General features: G+C 39.1%; 17 protein-coding genes. 7 read left to right on the plus strand and 10 right to left on the minus strand.

From position 1 onward, the window contains the following. Nucleotides 1–40: 40 nt before the first annotated feature. Both dnaK and K1X56_01180 read left to right on the plus strand, forming a co-directional pair. Entirely contained in the window at nt 41–1,939 is a 1,899-nt protein-coding gene (gene dnaK, locus K1X56_01175; GenBank protein MBX7093305.1) for a molecular chaperone DnaK, read from the plus strand. A 172-nt stretch (nt 1,940–2,111) separates the two neighbouring features. Then, nucleotides 2,112–4,169, plus strand: a complete 2,058-nt coding sequence (locus K1X56_01180) for a ComEC family competence protein (GenBank protein MBX7093306.1) — start codon at nt 2,112–2,114, stop codon at nt 4,167–4,169. Here K1X56_01180 and K1X56_01185 read toward each other — a convergent pair. Next, nucleotides 4,157–4,702 carry a hypothetical protein gene (locus K1X56_01185; GenBank protein MBX7093307.1) on the minus strand — a complete coding sequence of 182 codons (546 nt, stop codon included), beginning with the start codon at nt 4,700–4,702 and terminating at the stop codon, nt 4,157–4,159. The two genes, K1X56_01180 and K1X56_01185, sit on opposite strands and share 13 nt — an antisense overlap. Before the next feature lie 33 nt (nt 4,703–4,735). After that, nucleotides 4,736–5,722 carry a hypothetical protein gene (locus K1X56_01190; GenBank protein ID MBX7093308.1) on the minus strand — a complete coding sequence of 329 codons (987 nt, stop codon included), beginning with the start codon at nt 5,720–5,722 and terminating at the stop codon, nt 4,736–4,738. A 71-nt stretch (nt 5,723–5,793) separates the two neighbouring features. Here K1X56_01190 and K1X56_01195 point away from each other — a divergent pair, with 71 nt between their 5' ends. Genes K1X56_01195 through lptB form a run of 5 tightly spaced genes read left to right on the plus strand, consistent with a single transcriptional unit; the run spans nt 5,794 to nt 12,057 of the window. Further along, the gene (locus K1X56_01195; protein MBX7093309.1) at nt 5,794–7,608 is read left to right on the plus strand and encodes a hypothetical protein; all 1,815 of its coding nucleotides are present in this window, start codon (nt 5,794–5,796) and stop codon (nt 7,606–7,608) included. A gap of 52 nt (nt 7,609–7,660) precedes the next feature. Beyond that, complete coding sequence (tatC, locus tag K1X56_01200) at nt 7,661–8,449, plus strand: twin-arginine translocase subunit TatC (GenBank protein ID MBX7093310.1); 789 nt, start codon at nt 7,661–7,663, stop codon at nt 8,447–8,449. Between the two features lie 2 nt (nt 8,450–8,451). Further along, nucleotides 8,452–8,796, plus strand: coding sequence for a carboxymuconolactone decarboxylase family protein (locus tag K1X56_01205; GenBank protein MBX7093311.1), 345 nt, complete (start codon nt 8,452–8,454; stop codon nt 8,794–8,796). 39 nt (nt 8,797–8,835) lie between these two features. Continuing rightward, nucleotides 8,836–11,316 (plus strand): DUF5686 and carboxypeptidase regulatory-like domain-containing protein, encoded by a 2,481-nt coding sequence (locus tag K1X56_01210; GenBank protein ID MBX7093312.1) that lies wholly within the window; start codon nt 8,836–8,838, stop codon nt 11,314–11,316. 3 nt (nt 11,317–11,319) lie between these two features. Beyond that, a complete protein-coding gene (gene lptB / locus K1X56_01215; GenBank protein ID MBX7093313.1) occupies nt 11,320–12,057 on the plus strand; it encodes an LPS export ABC transporter ATP-binding protein in 738 nt (245 codons plus the stop codon). On the opposite strand, the gene K1X56_01220 is transcribed toward lptB, so the two are convergent. The 8 genes from K1X56_01220 to K1X56_01255 form a co-directional block, all read right to left on the minus strand. Further along, entirely contained in the window at nt 12,058–12,576 is a 519-nt protein-coding gene (locus K1X56_01220) for a hypothetical protein (GenBank protein ID MBX7093314.1), read from the minus strand. Nucleotides 12,577–12,585: 9 nt separating this feature from the next. Continuing rightward, nucleotides 12,586–13,278 (minus strand): response regulator transcription factor, encoded by a 693-nt coding sequence (locus tag K1X56_01225; protein MBX7093315.1) that lies wholly within the window; start codon nt 13,276–13,278, stop codon nt 12,586–12,588. Nucleotides 13,279–13,284: 6 nt separating this feature from the next. Then, nucleotides 13,285–14,613: a HAMP domain-containing histidine kinase gene (locus tag K1X56_01230; protein ID MBX7093316.1), complete on the minus strand. Its 1,329-nt coding sequence runs from the start codon at nt 14,611–14,613 to the stop codon at nt 13,285–13,287. Between the two features lie 76 nt (nt 14,614–14,689). Continuing rightward, entirely contained in the window at nt 14,690–15,013 is a 324-nt protein-coding gene (locus K1X56_01235; protein ID MBX7093317.1) for a hypothetical protein, read from the minus strand. 16 nt (nt 15,014–15,029) lie between these two features. Continuing rightward, nucleotides 15,030–16,835 (minus strand): T9SS type A sorting domain-containing protein, encoded by a 1,806-nt coding sequence (locus K1X56_01240; GenBank protein MBX7093318.1) that lies wholly within the window; start codon nt 16,833–16,835, stop codon nt 15,030–15,032. A 74-nt stretch (nt 16,836–16,909) separates the two neighbouring features. Further along, the gene (locus tag K1X56_01245; protein MBX7093319.1) at nt 16,910–18,820 is read right to left on the minus strand and encodes an ABC-F family ATP-binding cassette domain-containing protein; all 1,911 of its coding nucleotides are present in this window, start codon (nt 18,818–18,820) and stop codon (nt 16,910–16,912) included. An 84-nt stretch (nt 18,821–18,904) separates the two neighbouring features. Beyond that, nucleotides 18,905–19,831 (minus strand): gliding motility protein GldN, encoded by a 927-nt coding sequence (gldN, locus tag K1X56_01250; protein ID MBX7093320.1) that lies wholly within the window; start codon nt 19,829–19,831, stop codon nt 18,905–18,907. Nucleotides 19,832–19,861: 30 nt separating this feature from the next. After that, entirely contained in the window at nt 19,862–21,586 is a 1,725-nt protein-coding gene (locus K1X56_01255; protein MBX7093321.1) for a hypothetical protein, read from the minus strand. Nucleotides 21,587–21,592 lie beyond the last annotated feature (6 nt).

The raw sequence follows: 21,592 nt of genomic DNA on the forward strand, positions 1-21,592 counted from the left end.
TTGACTATTCCTGTAAGAAACTTGTAAATAAATAAATCAAATGAGTAAGATTATCGGAATCGACCTTGGAACAACCAACAGTTGTGTTGCTGTAATGGAAGGTAACCAACCTGTTGTAATTCCTAATAGCGAAGGAAAAAACACCACCCCATCCATTGTAGGATTTGTAGAAGGAGGGGAACGCAAAGTTGGGGATCCTGCAAAACGTCAGGCGATCACGAATCCGCGTAACACTATATTTTCCATTAAACGCTTTATGGGGAATACCTACGACGAAGTGAAAACGGAAGTATCCCGCGTTCCTTATGAAGTGGTTAAAGGTGATAACAATACCCCTCGTGTAAACATCCACGACCGTCTCTATACCCCACAGGAAATTTCTGCAATGATTCTTCAGAAAATGAAGAAAACCGCAGAAGACTATTTGGGTCACGAAGTGACAGAAGCAGTTATTACTGTTCCTGCCTATTTTAACGACGCGCAACGTCAGGCAACCAAAGAAGCCGGAGAAATCGCAGGCTTAAAAGTTCGTCGTATTATCAACGAACCAACCGCTGCTTCATTGGCGTATGGTCTTGACAAGAAAAATCAGGAAATGAAAGTGGTCGTATTCGACTGCGGTGGAGGTACACACGACGTTTCAGTTCTGGAATTAGGAGACGGGGTTTTTGAAGTAAAAGCAACAGATGGAGACACTCACCTTGGTGGTGATGACTTCGATCAAAAAATTATTGATTGGTTAGCAGAAGAATTCCTAAAAGAAGAAGGAATTGATCTTCGCAAAGACCCAATGGCACTTCAACGCTTAAAAGAAGCTGCTGAGAAAGCAAAAATTGAATTATCCAGCACCACTAGTTCTGAAATTAACCTGCCATACATCATGCCGGTTAATGGAATTCCAAAACACTTAGTTCGCTCTTTAACCCGTGCTAAATTCGAACAATTGGTGGACGACCTGATTAAACGAACCATTGAGCCATGTCGCTCTGCACTTAAAAATGCAGGTTATACCGTAAATGATATTGATGAAGTAATTCTTGTTGGCGGATCTACGCGTATACCTGCTGTACAAGCTGCAGTAAAAAGTTTCTTTGGAAAAGATCCTTCTAAAGGTGTAAATCCGGATGAAGTTGTTGCTATCGGAGCAGCTATTCAAGGTGCGGTATTAACAGGTGAAGTGAAAGACGTATTGCTCCTGGATGTTACTCCACTTTCATTAGGTATTGAAACCATGGGTGGTGTACTTACCAAATTAATTGAAGCGAATACAACCATTCCTTCGAAAAAAACAGAAACCTTCTCTACAGCATCCGATAACCAACCTTCGGTTACCATTCACGTATTGCAAGGTGAACGTCCAATGGCAAAAGACAACCGCACCATTGGTCAATTCAATCTTGATGGAATTCCACCAGCACCACGCGGCGTACCACAAATTGAAGTGACATTTGATATCGACGCGAATGGAATTCTGAATGTTTCTGCAAAAGATAAAGCAACCGGAAAAGAACAAAAAATCAGAATTGAAGCCAGCTCTGGATTAAGTAAAGATGAAATTGATCGCATGCGTAAAGAAGCAGAGGCTAATGCTGAAACGGATCGTAAAGCGAAAGAAACCATCGATAAGTTGAACCAGGCCGACAGTATGATTTTCCAAACCGAAAAACAATTGCAGGAATTTGGAGATAAAATACCCGCCGACAAACGCTCAGCGATTGATAATGCTCTGGCAGAACTCAAGAAAGCACATGAATCGAAAGATTTACCTTCCATTGAAACGGCTATGGCAAACCTGAACAATGTATTCCAGGCTGCTGCACAGGAAATGTATGCAAATACAGGAGGAAATCCCGGCGCTGACCAAAACAGCGGTGCCAATACCGGAAACGATCAGGAAGTAACTGACGTGGATTTTGAAGAGGTAAAAGACAAGAATTAATTCATTTATCATTCGATAAAAAGGGCGACATAGGATGTCGCCCTTTTTTTATTTGCCCTGACCGAAACTTAAATTCAGAAAAAATCTAACTACCAGTCAGCCTGAATAAAGCTGATTTTTGAACTGCATGTTTTTGGCATCAGTTCCATTTATACGTTACCTACCATTTCTAATGGCGGGAATTTTAACTTCGGCTATTTTTACAGCCGAACATACACTGCTATTTTCCTGTTTAGCAGCAAGTATTTTAGTTCAATTCATCTTCTTGTTTCCAGCAATGAGAGATGTCCGGATTAAATTCAAAAAATCCAGAAGTATCGTTTTATTTATTTCTGTTTATCTATTTGGCTGGAGTCTTAGTAGCTGGAACAATCACCTTAAAACTGCGCATCACTATTCCAACTTTATTTCCAGCGGAGAAAATCAAAAGGTTGTATTGAAGTTAAATTCTCCCTGGGAAGAAAGCCATTTCGGTTATAAAACAGAGGCTGTTGTTGAGCAAATTTTTTTTAATGAGTCCTGGTATTTTACCAATGGAAAAATACAACTGAAAACCAAAAAAGAAATTGAATTCAAATTACCTCAAGCGGGTGAACAAATTATTATTTACACGAAATTAAATCCTATTAAAAAATCAAAAAATCCGTTTGATCCTGATTTTGCCACCTTGCTAAAGCGAAAAACAATTACGCACCAAATCTATCTTGATAGCACGAACTGGAAAACGGGAACAACGATTTCGAACTCCATCTTTTTAATGGCAGGTGAAATAAGAAATTCCCTTTCTGAACTTTTAAAATCAGGAATAGAAAGTTCAGCTCATCATGCAATTGTAAGTGCTTTAATTCTTGGAGAGCGCACAAATATTGATCAACAAATCATGCTGGCATTTTCAGCAACGGGTACCATTCATGTGCTTTCAGTATCCGGAATGCACGCTGGATTAATTTATCTCCTGATCTCCTACCTTGTGAAATTGGTTTTCCCTCAGGAAAGAAAGCCTCTTTTCTACTCATTGTTTACCATACTTCCCCTATGGAGTTATGCCTTAATAACCGGATTTTCTCCTTCTGTTTTAAGGGCTGTTGCCATGTTAAGTCTGATTATCATTGGTAAATCTGCAAAGATGTTTACCAATGTATACAATACCCTTGGCGGATCTGCTTTTATCCTGTTATGCATCAATCCCGATCTAATTAATAATGCCGGATTTCAGCTTTCCTATCTTGCAGTGATAGGGATTGTGTCAGTACATCCAATGGTTTATTCCATTTTCTATTTTAAAAATAAGTGGGTCGATAAAGCTTGGGTTTTAAGCTCAGTATCATTATCAGCACAGCTGACCACCTTCCCCTTGGCACTTTTCCATTTCGGCACTTTTCCAAATTACTTTCTATTCACCAACCTCCTTATTATCCCCTTGAGTAGTCTGGTGTTGTTTTCAGGAATCGCAGCACTTGCATTTTCGTCCATTCCATTTTTAAATGAACTCTGTTTTTTCGTGCTGAATAAATCCATGATTGTCCTAATGGCAACTGTCCATTGGTTTGCCTCCATCCCCGGAGCAACCACTACCATTTATTTATCTGCAGTTGAATGTATCATTGTTTATTTGATGCTGCTTTCCATTTTTATTTTAATTCGATTCAAATTCCAAATTGCCAAACACATTTTTCTCAGCTCCGCAGCTTTATTTTTTATCGTAAAGTCGTTCAATTGGAACACTAATCATAATACACAAATCCGATTTCTGTATTGTAAAAACTGTAACGCTATCAGTTTTCAAACTCAATCCAAAAACTACCTATTTACTCAAGGGAAATTACCTGATCCTTTTTTTATGAATGGAATCCAAAACGAAAAGGATAGAAGGGAACTAAATACGTTAATTCAATTTCATGTCGACAGTCTTCCAAATCAAGCATTTTCCTGTCCATACTTCTGCTACAATGAAGGCATTCTTTCTATTGGGAATTTCAGAGTTGGATTAATTATTGGTTCACAAAAAAAGAGAGCTCCGCTAAATGTAAACGCGGTACTTGTAAGTGGATTACATCCTTATTCCAGCATTAGAGAAATGGATCAGTTCAATTGCCAATTAATCATTTTAGGGAATGGATGCAGTAAACGCCGAAGAGAAAAATGGAAGGAATATGCACTAAACAACAAAAAAACAATGTGGAGTATTCCGGATTCAGGAGCTAAAGTGATCTCCCTTTATTTTCCCTGATTCTTTTTGTAAAGAATTTTTATCTGGTCATTCTCTTTACCAATCGAACCGGTGATTTTTGCTTCAGTAATTACATATTTACTGTCAAGCTTAATATGATGCACATAATAAACTGTGAGTGCATTATTCACCATGATATTGGCCCAAAAATCGATTTCGTAACCATTTGCTTTATTTACAGAAGAGTTCATGGCGGTGGACAAAGAATCAATTTTACGGTCCAGCTTTTTTAAGGAGGCTTCGAATTCTTCTTTGGTTTTTTTAATTTCCCCTGCGGCAAAGTTTTGTTTTAATTCCTCACGATATTCTTTTAAGCTGGAAACCTGGTTCTCGAGTTTAAAAAAATCGTTGGAAGGAATCACCAGAAATTTTTCAAAGCGGGGACCATCATAATACTCAAATGTTTTATCCGCCCACTCTAAAATTGATTTTTCTACCATCTCCTGCTCGGGACTGGAAGAAATTTCCGGAATTCTGAATGCATAAATCAGAACCAACACGAATAAAATGGCAGAGGTAAATACGATTCTCATTCCCTTGTTGAATGATTAAATTTATGATTTTCCCTATTTAGTTTCAAAATACTGTTCATAAGGTGCTTCAACAAATTGAATGCCACCGATAACAAACCACGCATCAAGCTCAAAATAAAGGCATTGCGACACCAGCTCTTTTTTATCGTTTAAGGTACTAAAGCGGCAAAAAACGCTGTAGCCAACCAATACCTCCTTATTATCCGAAACCTCATACACCCCTTTAACCGGACTAAACTCGCCGATGGTATAGCCTTTATAGGATACCTGATCCGACTTCAAATAATCATGAATCACTTCTTTTACTATACGGTTGGGATCATATTCGCCTGTTTTTTTTACTGTGCGAATGCAAATTAAAGCCGAACGCATCAGGTCATTTTTCTGCATTTCAACGGGAGAAGTTAATCGTAAATCGAAATAAGAATAAATGGCCTCCGACTCTTCGCGCCCATTGAGATCGCTATCCTCCGAAAACAGATTAAAGCGCATAAAATAATAGTAGAACCAATCATACTCTTCATCATTCAAAAGAAGATCCATAGAGATAGAAACATCCCTTACTTTAAAATTTGCGGACAATGAAAAATTTACCTGATAGATTTTATGACCTTCTGCGGAATTAATAGCGAATAAATGATCGATACGGTAATTATTTCTTGGTTTTCGTTCCTGAATAATTTTTTCCTGCTCTACAATCATGCTATCATAAGCTCTAAGCACACTGTCGTGACGTTCACCAAAGTGATCTTTCATTCCTGATGCTGTTTTTCTGTTGGCCTTTAACTCCTCCAAATAGGCAACATCCCTCGGAATAACAATTTCTATTTCGCCAAATGAATAAGGCCGGTAGGTTCCCGTTTTTTTAAAGGAAGAATTGACGTAATTGGTCACAGAACTTTCTGCATATTGCTGTGCAAGATCCTTTTCTGCAGTTTGGCATTTTGCATCACCAAAACCTAACAAAACGAAAACCAAGGCAACAATTACGGCCGGAAATTTGCATTTGAATGTTAACATAAATTACAATATGCAATTACTATGCAAAAAAAGTCAAAATATCTTTACTTTTCATGACTAAAGGAATATCTATGAGAGAATTCATATTTGTACTACTAGTTTGCAACAGCCTTCTGCTCCAGGCAGCGACCGACACCTGCAAGGTAACAATCGATTTACGAACAGTAACGGATGACAAAGTAAAAGTTATAGTCATCCCACCTGCTCTAAACGAGGGTATTGCGGAATACATTATGCCGGCGGTTATTCCGGGTTCCTATTCAAAAAAAGATTTTGGTCGCTTTATATCTGAGTTTACAGCCTATGATAAAAAGGGTAAAAAACTTAAGATGAGTAAAGAGGGTCCCAACGTTTTTAAAATCAAAAAAGGCGAACAGATTTCACGAATAGAATATTGGGTTGACGACACCTGGGATGCGACCAACGAGCAATTTATTTTTCAGCCGGGAGGAACAAATATTCAAGAGAACAGAAATTTCGTAATCAACCACCAGGGATTCTACGGCTATTTCGAAGGAAAAAAAATGAATCCGTATACAATCACCATTCATCACCCCGATCAGCTGTATGCGCATTCTGCTTTAAATGTTAACCGCGGAAAGCAAAGGGACGATGTAACAGAAAAAAACTACGTGAAACTCGTCGATAATCCCATTATGTACAGCCTGGCCGACACCTGTTCTTTTCGTGTTTCCAACATGCAGGTTTCAATTGGCGTTTATTCCGACAATGGCGTGGTAAATGCTGCACAAGTAAAAAAAGCTGTTCAACCACTGGCGGAAGCTTTAAAAAATTTCTTCGGAAAATTACCGGTAGATCATTACAATTTCATCATGTATTTTCCGCGCTATGGCAAAATGGGAGTGTCGAGATACGGAGGATTTGGCGCATTGGAACATTCCTATTGCTCTTTCTATTTTTTACCTGAAATTCAAGATCAGCTTCAACTGGAGGACATGATTCAAAGCATTGCCGGTCACGAATTCCTTCACATTCTTACTCCCTTAAACATCCATAGTTTCGAAATTGAAAACTTCGATTTCAGAAACCCGAAAATGTCCATGCACCTTTGGATGTACGAAGGCGTTACCGAATACTTTGCACAATTGGTGAGAGTAAAAAATAATCTGATCGATGAAAAAGGATTTCAAAATGAAATGCTTTCAAAAGTGATTAACATGAACAAATACCCTTCTGTTTCATTTACTGAGATGAGCAAAAACATCCTGCAACCTGAATTCAAGGAGATGTATTCGAATGTATATGAAAAAGGTGCATTGTTTGGATTGTTGCTGGATATTCGCCTGCATGATCTCAGCAAAGGCACAATGGGGTTGAGAGAATTAATGTTGATGTTGGCGGAAAAATTCGGAGCAAATAAACCATTTAACGATGAGCAATTAATTCCTGAAATTGTACAAATGACTTACCCTGAAATCAAATCCTTTTTCACTGATTTTATCATCGGGAATAATCCTTTACCCCTGAAAAATGATTTGGGGAAACTTGGCTGGGAATTATATATCGATGAAGAAGTAGAAGAATGGAGTCTGGGAAAAATTCATTTATTCAGCGACAAACGAAACGGACAGGTTATCGTTTTGGAAACAGACTCAACCAAAAACAAGCTGGGATTGCATAAAAACGATATCATTCAGAAAATTGACACCTTGGAGGTAAAACCGGGAATGGACCAGTATTTCGACCTGGTAGAAGCTCCATCCTCCGGTAAGCCGGTTACAGTAAGCATACTTCGTAATGGAAAAGAAATCACACTGTCTGCAAGCCCTTTAAGAGTAAAGAATAAATACAAATTCCTGCTCCGGACTTCAGAATCACTCAGTGAAGAGCAAATAAAATTCCGAAATTCCTTTTTTGGGCGTTAAAAATTGCTTTTTATCCTAATTTTGCCCCATGCCAGAAAAGGACCCTAAAGAAATGTCATTTTTCGGTCATCTCGAAGAAATGAGATGGCGACTGGTTCGTATTGCTGCAGTGGTTCTCACCTTTGCAATTTTGATTTTCATTAATACGGAATGGATCATCAATACGGTATACATCAACATGGCAAAAACCGACTTTATTACCTACCGTTGGTTTTGTGCAATCGGAAATTTTTTCGGATTAGAAGATTCACTCTGTGCCACTGAAATAAAACTGAAGTTTCAGAGTATTAAAATGACCGGACAATTCTCCACTAACATTTATTTTTCAATTGTTGGAGGAGTTGTTTTAGCCTTTCCATTTATCGTTTATCAGATTTGGGGATTTGTAAATCCGGGATTAAAAACCAATGAAAAATCTGCCACCCGTGGAATTGTAGGTTGGGCCAGTCTTCTTTTTATTCTTGGAATCGCCTTTGGATATTTCATTATTGCCCCCCTCACCGTACAATTTTTCGGAAATTATACGATGTCGGACGAAATCATGAATATTCCCACCATCGGCGATTATATTGGCATCATTACATCAACTACTTTCTGGACCGGCTTGCTGTTTGAACTACCGGTTATCATTTACATTTTAACCCGCCTTGGAATTGTTGGTCCGGAATTTTTAAGAACCTATCGGAAACATGCTGTTGTTGTTGTTTTAATCGTATCTGCCGTTATCACTCCACCTGATTTCTTTTCGCAAATTGTAGTTGCCATTCCGATTTTATTACTCTATGAAATCAGTATTATGGTCTCGGCAAGAACGCAAAAACGATCCGCTGCTAAATCCTAATTATGAGCAATCCAGTAGATGATTTTAATGACTACCGAAGCAAAATGAACGAAAAGCTTCTGGGCAATGATAACCTGGTCATAAAACGATTCTTTAATTTAGATACCAATTGTTACAGCGAAGGGGTTCTCCCGGAGAAAACAAAGGAAATGTTGGGATTGGTTGCTTCCCTGGTTTTGCGTTGCGACGATTGTGTAAAATATCATTTGGAAAAATGCTATGAACTGAAAGTTTCCAGAGACGAAATGCTGGAAATAATTCAGGTTGGACTGGTCGTTGGTGGTTCCATCACCATTCCCCACATCCGCAGAGCCTACGAATTCTGGGAAGCACTCGAAAATCGCTAAAATATCCTTGGTTTTTTGCTATTTTAGGGCTGTTATAGCATGAAGTCGAAAACCGGATTATTTACCCTGCTTTTATTTCTCATTGTGGGGAATAGCATCAATTTATTGGCCCAGACCACCAAGGTGAGCGGGACGGTTATTGACGCATCCACCAAGGAACCACTACCCGGAGTTCACGTTGTGTTTACTGGAACGAAAATCGGAGTTGTTACCGATCCGGACGGAAATTATTTATTGGAATCGTATTACAACTCAGACTCTGTTACAGCCACCTTTATCGGTTATCAAAAACAAACAAAAGCGATAAAAAAAGATAAAGCTCAAGTTGTAAATTTTGAATTAACCGTAGAAGATGAAATGCTGGATGAAATCGTGGTGCGTCCACCCGACGTTGATCCGGCAATTATGATTTTCAAAAACATCATTCGGTATAAGGATGTAAATAACCGGGAAAAACTGGCATCCTACGAATATGATGTGTACAACAAAGTTGAATTTGATTTGAACAACTTCGATGAAAAATTCATGAACCGAAAAATTCTGAAACCCCTCAGTTTTGTTTTCGAGAACATGGATTCTACAAATAACAAACCTTATTTACCACTTTTCATTACCGAATCTGTATCGGAATTTTATTTCCGGAAAAATCCAAAAACACACAAAGAGTTTATTCAGGCCACAAAAGTATCCGGTGTAGAAAATGAAAGTGTTTCTCAGTTTTTGGGCGACATGTATCAAAACATCAACATCTACGATAACATGGTTTCCGTATTCGGAAAAAGTTTTGTAAGTCCTGTGTCGGACCGAGGAATGTTGTATTATGATTATTTTTTGGTTGACTCCTCCTTTCTGGGTAACGATTGGTGTTATAAAATCAGATTTGTTCCAAAACGAAAACAAGAACCAACTTTTATCGGACAGTTTTGGGTAAATGATACCACTTATGCTATTCGAAAAGTGGAAGCAAGTTTAGCAGATGAAGCCCCAATTAATTTCGTTACCTATTTCGAATTCGTTCAGGAATTTCAGCAAGTAGAAAACGAAGTCTGGATGTTGAGCAAAGATTACTTGTTAGTCGATTTTAAATTGATTGACAGTAAAAAAAACATGGGCTTTTATGGTAGAAAAACAACCTCCTATCGCAATCATGTAATTAATCAACCTAAGGACGAATCCTTTTATGCGGGTCCAAATAACATTGTTGTAGCAGACGATGCCGACACCAAAGATGATGCCTATTGGCTAACGGCTCGTCATGATACCTTAACACAACAGGAAAAAGATATTTACGCCTTGATGGACACCATACAGGAGATTCCTCAAGTAAAAAGCACCATCAATTTAATTTCGATGTTGATTAACGGATACAAAGTTTTTGGTCCGGTGGAATGGGGTCCATATTTCACAACCATGTCATTTAACCGATTTGAGGGTCCTCGCTTCCGTTTGGGAGGAAGAACATCCAATAATTTTTCGAAACGAATCGAGTTGAATGCGTATGTAGCCTATGGCACGCGTGATGAAAAATGGAAATACAGCGGTGGTTTCAGGTATATGATCACTAAAAAACCAAGGCGACAGATGTTGTTGTTTCAATACAAATACGATTTGGAACAATTGGGAATAAGTTCAAATGCATTTCGATCGGATAATTTACTTGCCTCCGTATTTAGAATAAATCCTGCCAATAAATTATCGATGGTGGAGGAATATAAAGGATACTATGATTTGGAGTATTATCCTGGATTAAGCAACCAATTTATGTTTCGCAGAAGAAGCATCTCGCAACTTCCGGATAGCAATTTATATCAGCGTCAAATTTCTCCAACTGAATTTGAATCCTTGAAGCATGTTACCATTTCAGAATTCACCTATTATTTGCGTTGGGCAAAAAATGAAAAATTTCTTTCCGGGGAATTCGACCGCATCTCTCTGGGGACAAAAAAACCCATTTTCGAATTGCAATTGGCAGCCGGTATTAAAGGACTTTTCGGTGGTCAATACAACTACCAAAAAACAGTCGCCTCCATCACACAGTGGTTTCCATTAGGAACGATAGGATGGGGAAGATACCGGATTGAAGCCGGCAAATTCTGGGGTACGGTTCCTTTTCCTGTGTTAGAAATTCATCGCGGAAACGAAACATACTACAACGATGAAATGGCATTTAACACCATGCTCTACCTGGAATTTGTAAGCGATCAGTATTTTAGTGCTTATTACACCCATCACTTCGATGGTTTCTTTCTTAATCATTTACCCTTGTTACGTCGTTTAAAATGGAGAGAAGTGGCTACCATTAAAACCTGTTGGGGGACAATTTCCAATGCCAATAGAAATGAAATTCAATTTCCGGCCTATCTGCATTCCTTTTCAGCACAACCTTTTATGGAAGCAGCAGTAGGAATTGAAAATATTTTCAAATTTTTACGCGTGGATTTCGTTTGGAGAATGTCCTACCTCGATCATCCAAACATTGCGAAATACGGGATAAGGGCTAAATTTGATGTTGACTTCTAAGCTATGAAACTCTGGACCCGACAAATATTTAAGCAGTATAAAAACCGTGTGGTAGTAAACGGGGTATCCGTAGAAGTAAAACAAGGAGAAATCGTCGGTTTACTTGGTCCCAACGGAGCGGGAAAAACAACTTCATTTTACATGATCGTTGGCCTGATTAAACCGGATAGCGGAAATGTATTTCTGGACGATGAAGACATCACCGGCGAGCCCATGTACAAACGGGCGCAAAAGGGTATCGGATATTTACCACAAGAGGTTTCCGTTTTCCGGAAATTAAGTGTAGAGGATAATATACTCGCGGTTCTCGAAACAAGGGGATTGAATAAGGCAGATCGAAATTTCCGACTGGAAGAATTACTTGAAGAATTCTCTTTAAATCATGTTAGAAAAAATTTAGGTATTAAACTTTCGGGTGGTGAAAAAAGAAGGACAGAAATTGCACGCGCTTTAGCCTCCGATCCTAAATTCATTTTGTTGGATGAACCTTTTGCAGGAGTAGACCCCATCGCAGTTGAAGACATCCAAAGTATCGTTGCCAAATTAAAGCTGAAAAACATCGGTGTATTAATTACCGATCACAACGTGCAGGAAACACTTTCTATTACCGACCGCGCCTATTTATTATTCGAAGGAAAAATTTTAATGCAGGGAACTGCAGAAGAATTGGCGGCCAACGAAATGGTTCGAAAAGTTTATCTCGGTCAACATTTCCAATTGCGCAGAAAAAATTATTTCTGATTAAATGGCAAGTCGAAACGACTCCATCATCTTTTTCATATCCTCTTTATACCAGTTTGTCCTGGCACCGGTGGTTGTCCACGCTGTTTGAATGTAAAAATCCTGAGCCCCTTCTACAATCACTACCTGATAAGAAATACTTTGAGCAATGTCAGGTTTACCGGTTACTTCAAAACGATAGGCTTTCAGTCCACCACAGGTGATTTCACCATGATCCGTATTCGAAGATTTTTTCAAATTCTCCGTCATACTTTTCATCAACTCTTTCGAAAATGCAACCAGATTAAATTCAACACCGGCATCCGATAACTCCGATTTTTTCCGCTTATCAATCATAAAATACAATTCCCTGGCCTGATTTTCTAATTGAACTAAAGCATCCGGAGCAAGTTCATGAGTAACCGTCATGTAATTCGGAACTTCAATTGAAACGCCTCCTTCAAATGTTTTTCTTTCCCAGGTAACACTACCGCAGGAAAACATCAGTAAACCAAAAAATAATACTATTGCTCTTTTCATATCACAAACTTACTCATCTTGCAATCTGAATCCAACTCCATGCACATTGGTGATGGTAACTTTTTCATCATCCTTAAGGTATTTCCGCAATTTGGTGAGGAAAACATCCAAACTCCGCCCATTAAAATAATTATCGTCGCCCCAAATCATATTTAACACCAGCTCTCTGGGTAAAACTTCACCTTTGTGTGCGCACAATAATTTCAATATTTCTGCTTCCTTCTTTGTCAATTTTTGTTCGTTTCCATCTATTTTTAAATTGTAATTGGACGAATCAAATACATATTTTCCAATTGTAAAAACATCTTTATTTTGCTCAACTGCGGGCTTTATGCGTTTTAAAATAGCTTCAATCCGCAACAATAATTCCTCAGTGGAAAATGGCTTTGTAATGTAATCATCACCACCGCTTCTAAATCCCTTAATTTTATCTTCGGTCATTGATTTCGCCGTTAAAAAAATAATAGGAATTTCTTTATTCGTTTTACGAATATCTTCTGCCAAACTAAATCCATCCTTGTAGGGCAGCATCACATCCAGTAAACAAAGATCAAACTTACCTTCATTAAATTGCTTTAATCCCTGTTTCCCATCCGACGACAACACCACTTTGTAGCCGCTCATTTTCAAATTATCCTGCACTACAAATCCAAGATTCATATCGTCTTCTACCAATAATATCGTTGCTTTTTGATCAGGCATAATTTTCTATTTTATATTAAACGGTAACTCCAAAATAAAACGGCTTCCCTTTTCCGGCTCACTTTCCACATGAATAGTTCCACCGTGTTCTTCTGTCATAACTTTTACATAATACAATCCCAATCCAAATCCTTTCACATTGTGAACATTTCCGGTTGGCACCCTATAAAATTTATCAAAAATATGACGAAGCACATCCTTGCTCATTCCGATTCCATTATCAGAAATCACAATTCGAATTCCTCGTTGTGTATTCTCTGTAGAAACGCGGATCAAGGGATCCACCGGCGAATACTTCCGCGCATTATCAATCAGGTTATATAAAATATTTGTAAGGTGAACTTTATCGCCGTTCACCAAATATTTTTCGGCATTCAAATTCAATTCAAGCACACCACCCGAAGCTTCAACGGCAATCTTAAAATTATCAACGCAATTTTTAATCAGATCATGAATATCAATTTCAGATTTGCGCAATACAATTTTTTCCTTTTCCAAGGTTGCCATCTGCAATACACGCTCTACCTGATTCTCCAGTCGTTTATTCTCATTAAAAATGATTTTCGCATATTGGTGTATTCGGTTCGGATCATTGGAAATATTGTCGCGCAATAGCACTTCTGCAGATAGAGAAATTGTACTAATCGGCGTTTTTAATTCGTGAGTCATATTATTAATAAAATCCGTCTTCACATCTGCTAATCGCTTTTGTTGCAGAATTAAAAACACGGCATAACCGAAAAACCCGATTACGATTAAAACAATTACCGATGAATACAGCCACACATTTAATTCCGGTTGTGAAACGTTGCCTTTAAATCCAGCTCTATTGGGAAAAAACACACTGAAATAATGCGCGTCCTTGTCCCACTTAATATCTGGCTTTTTACTCACATCATTTTCCTTGCTTTCATCCATCGAAACGTATTTACCATACACTAATGAATCGGTAAAGCAATCGTAAATAGCATATTCAAAATCTTCCTTAATGTTACTCTTGGCAAATTCCTGTTGTAAAAAACTCTCAAGAATATATGGATGCAATGTGTCGTTGATCCGGACCACAAAATAATTGGACTGCACCTGCTCAACGTTGTTAAATAAATCGGACGGATCGTTGTAAAAATCCAAAATACGGTCGGCAACATTACTTAATGCAATTGTAACGCGATCATTAAATATTTTTTCCTGCTGACTATATTCCCTTTCCTGCAACAACTCCTCATTCTTTTGGGCAATTAATGCTTTATTCACCCAATAAATCTGAATTCCCACAATCCCAATCAGAGAAAGCGTTCCCAGCAACAATAAGGATCTGAATGTACGTGGTTTCACGGCGGTTGAATAATTGGCAAAATAAAAAAAAAGCCCCCGATAAACGAGGGCTTAACAAGTCTATAACAAGTTACGGTTATTTCTTTTTAATTGTAATTATTTCAGCAGGCATTCCCACTGTACAACCTTCTGGGTTAGGCATTCTAAGCTGACGATAAGAAAACATGATTTTGAGTCCATCAACATCAAATTTACCCAAGGAATTACTTGGAATTAATACCAAGGTATCCGCTTCCGGTTGGGCAACCTTAATTACCGTTTTACAACCACCGGCTCTGTATTGATGAGATACAGTTCCTTCGCTTAAATTCTGCATGGGGTCAGTTGCTTTTTTAGAGGATTTACACGATAAAAAAAACAGTCCCAGGCTTACCGATATCAGTACAAAAACATATTTCATAAACTGTGAAAATCAATTATTGTACCACAACCTTAACAACGTTTTGGAAATTCTCATTTCCAACACGAATCAAATAAGCCCCGGCCGCAAGTCCGGAGATATTAATCTGAGATTTAAATTCTCCATTCACAGGTACAACCTGTGATGCAGAAATTAATTTTCCTTGCACATCAAATAAATCTACAGCAACTTTTTCCTGACTCGGAATTTGACTTGCATTCACAAGCAGGGAAGTTCCATTTTGATTCACGGTAATTTCTCCTCGTACTTGTTTATCATCAAGTCCGGAAGCACCTGCTATTCGGAATGAAAAAATTCTGGTTTTTCTACTTGCAGAAATATACTCGCCGGTATGCCAGAATGTAAGACCATCCGGATCAAGTGTAGTTTGAGAATAATCACCGAATCGGTTAACGTTTGTTTGCGCAGAAGTTCCTGTAGCTGCAGTTTGTTCTACAAATGTCATTTGTCCAAGCGGATCACTTGCAAGTCGTCCTGTATAACGGATGCTTGGAAAAGTGGATGAACTGGAAACGGCATAAGCAAGCCCAATGTTCCCTTGATTGTCCATGGCGATACTTCCCACCCATCTGCTTTCCGTTGTCGGCGCATATGTTCCTTCCTGATAAATACTCCAAACACCGGTGGCCGTATTCTGTCTTAATTCATACCAGCGAATACCTGCTTGTCCGGTTCCTGCATTTACCTTTACTACGTTACACAACATCACCGTATTGTAACCCGTCCAGCGCATATACTGTGCACGGTAGGTAAACACTCCTGCAATAGCATCCAGTTTTTGTGAAGTTCCGGGTTGTGTAATATCGTTCCAAGTGGTAGTAAATACTGCGTCGAAGGGAGTAGTAGGAAGGGTTTGATCCAATACCAATGTAGCCGTTCCGCCTGTCCAGTCGCAAGTCATTTTGTAAACACGGATCTGATCGGTATTACCTGAATTCCATCCGTCGTCTTCGAAAGTGAAAACCGGACATGGCGTTCCTGCCGGAGGCAATGCTCCGTCTGCATCTCCTGCAAGTGCACAGAAAAATCCGTTAGAAGGTGTAGAAGGCATGGATTTCACAATCATACCAGCCGTTGGATCGCCGGTTAAAATTTTTGCGCGCTCAAATACAACAACGCGCTTGGTGGTATAATTCGATGTCATGTAATACCCATCATGCCAGATGGAAAATTTCGGATAATCCGGAAACTGATTCGACACCGGAATAAAGGTATAGGCATAATAGGTTCCGAGCGGATCCGGCGAGGTACTCACCGCAATCAATATTTTATTTCCTGTAATTTGAAACTGAGAAATAAACCAACGATCAGCGTGACGATCATACATTACAATTGGATCACCATCGTTGGCAGAACCGGACCATAAGGTACTTAAGTTGGATGCTGATGCTAATGCGGTGCCTGATTTATTGTAAACGCGATAGGAAGTATTTACGGCTTGCACATAGTGATTAGGACCTGCAGCTCCGGAGGGATCTGGTGGAATAGCTCCTCCACTACCATTCCATGCCACCAATGGTGATCTGAACGAACGCTCTCCCATTTGAGTTTGAGCGATAGGGTCATTTCCTAAAGGAAGCGCATTGGGATTGTTTTTTTCAAAAGCCATCCGATTGTTATGCACTTCAATTTCATCTCCCTTTTCTGCATTTTTATCAGGATACATTTCAATTAATTCACGCAATGGCATAGTGATTTCAAAACTCGCACATCGAATAAAATAATTATCATTTTCTTTTTGCTGGGCATAAGCCAACGAGCCCGAAAAGAAAAGGGCCAGAGTGAGTATTCTTGTTTTCATTCGCAACTTTTTATTGGGAACAAATTAAGAATAAAAGAGGAAAAAGAAAAAGAAAATGAAGGAACGGAAAGGGTTTACAACTGACTGTTTAACTCTTCCCATTCTAAAAACAAGGACTCCAGCAACTTCTTAACATCATCATATCTTGATGTCAATGTTTTTGTTTTTTCCTCATTGGAAAAATCATTCACCGCTAAATCCTGCTCAGCTATTTTTAACTGCTGCTCCTTTTCGCTGATTTCCTTTTCCAACTTTTCTATTCTGTTCTGAATTTTTTTCTTGTCCTTTTCGTTCGATTTCACCTCAACATTCGGAACATTGACTGCTTTTTCAGCACTTTTTTTCTCCTTTTTGATGTGCTCAAACTCTGCAATACTTTCATTCTTTTTCATCACCAGGAATTCATCCACCGACATGTGATGAACACCTACTTTTCCATTTTTCATTTCGAAAATACGCGAGGTTAAACCCGACAAGAAATCACGATCGTGCGATACAAGAAGTAAAGTTCCGTCATAATTTTTCAATGCGTTTTTCAGCACTTCCTTACTCGCTAAATCAAGGTGATTGGTCGGCTCATCGAGAATCAGAAAATTCACCGGCGACAACAACAATTTGCAAAGCGCCAGTCTGGTTTTTTCTCCACCCGAAAGCACAGAAACTTTTTTCTCAATATCATCTCCGCCAAATAAAAAGGCACCTAATAATCCTCTTACACTTTTTCTAATTTCACCCTGTGCCTCATCGTCAATGGTTTCAAAAACCGTTTTATTCCGATCCAGTTTTTCCGCTTCATTTTGTGCAAAATATCCAATGGATACCTGGTGACCTAAATTCAATTCTCCTTCAAAATTTTCTCTGCCGGTAATGAGTTTGGTCAATGTCGTTTTACCTGCACCATTTTTCCCTACCAGTGCAATTTTTTCGCCTCTTCCAATTATCAAATCCAATCCATTAAACACCGATTTATTTTCGTATGTTTTGCTCAGGTCTTTAGTTTCCAAAACCACTTTTCCCGAATGGGGAGCTGCCGGAAAACGGATGTTTATTTTAGCTGCTTCAAAATCATCAATTTCAACTTTCTCTATACGATCCAGTTTCTTCATTAAGCTTTGAGCAAATGCTGCTTTACTCGCCTTTGCGCGAAACTTATCAATTAATTGTTCGGTCTCCTTAATGAATTTTTCCTGATTCTTTTTAGCGGATTTTTGTAGCTCAATTTCTTGTCTCCGCAACTCCACATATTTCGAATAGGAGGCCTTATAATCGTATGCTTTCCCATTGGATATTTCAATGGTTCGTTTCGTAACTGAATCAAGAAACCTTCTATCGTGCGAAATAAGCAATATTGCGCCACGGTGTGATAATAAAAAATCCTCAAGCCATTGAATCGATTCAATATCCAAATGGTTCGTGGGCTCATCCAGCAACAATAATTCAGGACTCTGTAAAAGTATTTTAGCGAGCTCTACACGCATTTTCCAGCCCCCACTGAACTCCGACATCTTTCGTGTTAGATCTTTTCGTTCAAACCCCAATCCAAACAAAACACGTTCAACTTCTTCATCCACATTTGCCGCACCAATCATATTTAGCCGTTCATTCAGATCGCTGATCAGGTTCAGGATTTCTCCATATTCCTCCGATTCATAATCTTCGCGGGTCACCAATTCTTCGTTGAGCTGGTCCAGCTTAATGGTAATCTCATTGTATTCTGCCAAGGCGGATTTTGCTTCCTCAAATATCTCTGCCTCTTCATGATGATGCATTTCCTGTGGCAAATAACCAATGGTTAATCCTTTCGGCATCGCCACCGCTCCGGAATCAGGTTTCTGAGTACCTGCAAATATTTTTAACAAGGTTGACTTCCCCGCTCCGTTTCTACCTGTTAAACCAATCCGGTCATCTTTATTAATCATAAATGATAACTCATCGTACAGGACTCTGTCGCCAAAATGTATTGATATGCCGTTTACTGAAATCATGGCCGCGAAATTAGTTAAAAGGAGCGCCCTAAAAAAGAAAAGGCCCCTCAATGAGGAGCCTTTTCAATAATTTGAATTCAAGAATTACAAATCCCAAACATCGTGTTCGAAATCAGCCATTCCATCTTTTATTTTTTCAGATTCAAGTAATGCATCTACCCCTGAGGTGTAATCCACAATTTTCCTGTCGTAAATATTCGATTCCTTTTTAATGTAACTGGTAAACATTCGTTTCCAGAACAAGTCATCAAACGACATCCGCTGCGCATCATTCTGACGGTTATACACGAAGTGGTTTTGTAAGATGTATCTCAACTCAGGGAAATATAACCAGAACAATGTACGCACGCCGGTTACAGCTTTTGTAGCAGGATCGATAGAGTAAATAATCGGTGCAATACCAATAATACGAACGTCTAAAACAGAGCGTTGTTTATCGAAAAACCAATCCTCCTTCAATTCCCAGGCAATGATATCTTTGGAAGTAATCCAAACCGTATCTGCCGGTGGATAAACAGGGTTACCTGCTCCATCCAATGAGTCCATTGTACCTCCCATACCATCAGAAACCTGATAAGCATTGGTAGATTGAGAAACGTCTTGTACCAAGAGGTTTTGAACGTCTTTCAGATAGGTGGGACTACTTTGATTTAAAGGAAATAGAAACTGGTCAGCACCAAAATCTGCTTCATTCAGATCCTTTGCATTAAGATTCAAAGGTTGATAAACTGTGAGCTCTCCTTTAAGCATCCAGAACATCATTACGTCGAATAATGACATACGATCTGTAAGAGGCTTTAAAGGATAGTAGAGCGGGAAATTAATTTTCTCGCGTAAGTCGATCACTCTCCAGATGCGTTTTTCCCACATCACGTCAGCCTCACGCAAATGCGTGTACTGAATGAGTTTTTTGGTCGGAATGTGCTCTTTCACGTAAACACCATCCAACACGTTCTGCGCCATCGACGATGAAGCGATGATAAGCGCAATTCCAATCAATATCGATCTCATAACTCTCATAATTTATCTGCCTTTCAACTATTACTTGATGATGAATGCAAGTGGTGATACTTTCAATTTAGTTCCACCAGGACCTACACACTCAATCGCTGTAAAGGAAACACTCATTCCTGAAGAAAGACCGTTTAACAAGCCTTGCATTTTAGGTGTTAATGCACCGCTGGTAGTGGTTTCACGAATTGGTGTTCCTTTTACCATAACAACCATTGTAAAGGAAGTTACACGGAAAGAAACTTTTGTAGGGTCAAGTGGTACTGAAGGATCATACGCTACACGTACACCTGCGTTCGAGTTTGCTTTAAGGTCAGCCTTACTAATGTTACCCTCAGAGGAAGGAATACTTCCAAGGTAAGAAGAAGGCTTCGGAAGCTGTTTTACTACAAAGGTTGGACCAGAAAGTGATTTACTTCCGCCACCGTCAGTTTTAACGGTTATGGACGATTGTACTTTCTTACCAATCATTCCAACTGGAGCTTTAACGGAAAACTTACCGCCACCTTTTGAACCAACTGCTAATCCTGGTAAATTCAGGTTAACACGATCCTGAGGATACCCGGATGCAGATGCAGAGAAAGTGTGCTCATAGTTTGCGTAAACTACAAGGAAGTCCTCATTAGCAATTACACCTGTAGGTTCTCCAACTTCATATTGGTATTTCCAAGGTTTCCACTTCTCTTCTCCTTTTTCTTTTACAGAAATCAGACCATAAGCTGTATATGCTCCTGGAGTAGTTCCGCGAACGGAAATTTTTCCAATTTGTTCTTTGTAATTAGCCGGATTCGAATCGTTAATTCCAAAACGAATTTTAGGAACTTCTGTCGAGTCATAGGCTGCAATCATAACGCGAAGATCCATCGAGTCGCCAACGTTCAGGTAAGATGTACGGGCAAATGCCAATGGTTCAATTTTGTTAAAGTTGAATGTTGGCGCCTGAACTTTACCTAAAAGGTGGTCGATAGCTACTGCCTCTGCGTTACGGATATCGTTACGAAGTGAGGTGAACAACGCTGCTGCGGCTACTACCGGAGCATGGTCGAACATACCAGCCTGCCAAGGAACTTCTTCCTCGTGGTTCTTCATTTTCTCTGGAAGCGTAAGCATTTGATACACCTGCTTGATTTTAGCTGTGTCTTCAGGATTACATTCCTTCAGAGCTGCTAATAACTCTTCATCCGAGAATGAAGAACCATCAAACTTAGGTGCAAACTTAAATGTACGTTTTCCTAAAGTGTAGTTTGCTAAAACAAAACATACAGAGTCACGATAAGTATGGAACTTAGTTACAAGGTCCTTACCACGTTGGTTGATGTTACCCGGATCTCCTACGAATAAGCGGGTAGCCGCATCGTAATCGTCTTTTGAACCAACTTCGTGAAGTGTATGAAGTTTCTTTTTGCCGTTTTCATCATCCAGCCAATCTTTCTTCTCAACTTCTTTGATCAGATCGTTGGTTTCCTGAAGGAAAAATGAATACGCATTGTTAGCCATTCCCTGAATTTGAGTAGCACGCGCAGCCCATGGCTTAGCAGCTTCTTTCGTCTGAGGAACTTTCATGAAATTTTCAAAGGCCTGATAAACTCCACCATTCTTTGTTTCGATAGCTCGGGTTGAATTTTCGAGTTTATCGTTCAAAGTGATAAAAGCTACCACGATTTCCTTTGATACGTTAAGTGCGAGAAGAGCGGTGAGTACAAGGTACATCATCCCGATCATCTTCTGTCTGGGCGTTTCTTTACCACCTGCCATTTTTAA

The sequence above is a fragment of the Flavobacteriales bacterium genome, assembly GCA_019694795.1.
Classification (GTDB): domain Bacteria; phylum Bacteroidota; class Bacteroidia; order Flavobacteriales_D; family UBA2798; genus UBA2798.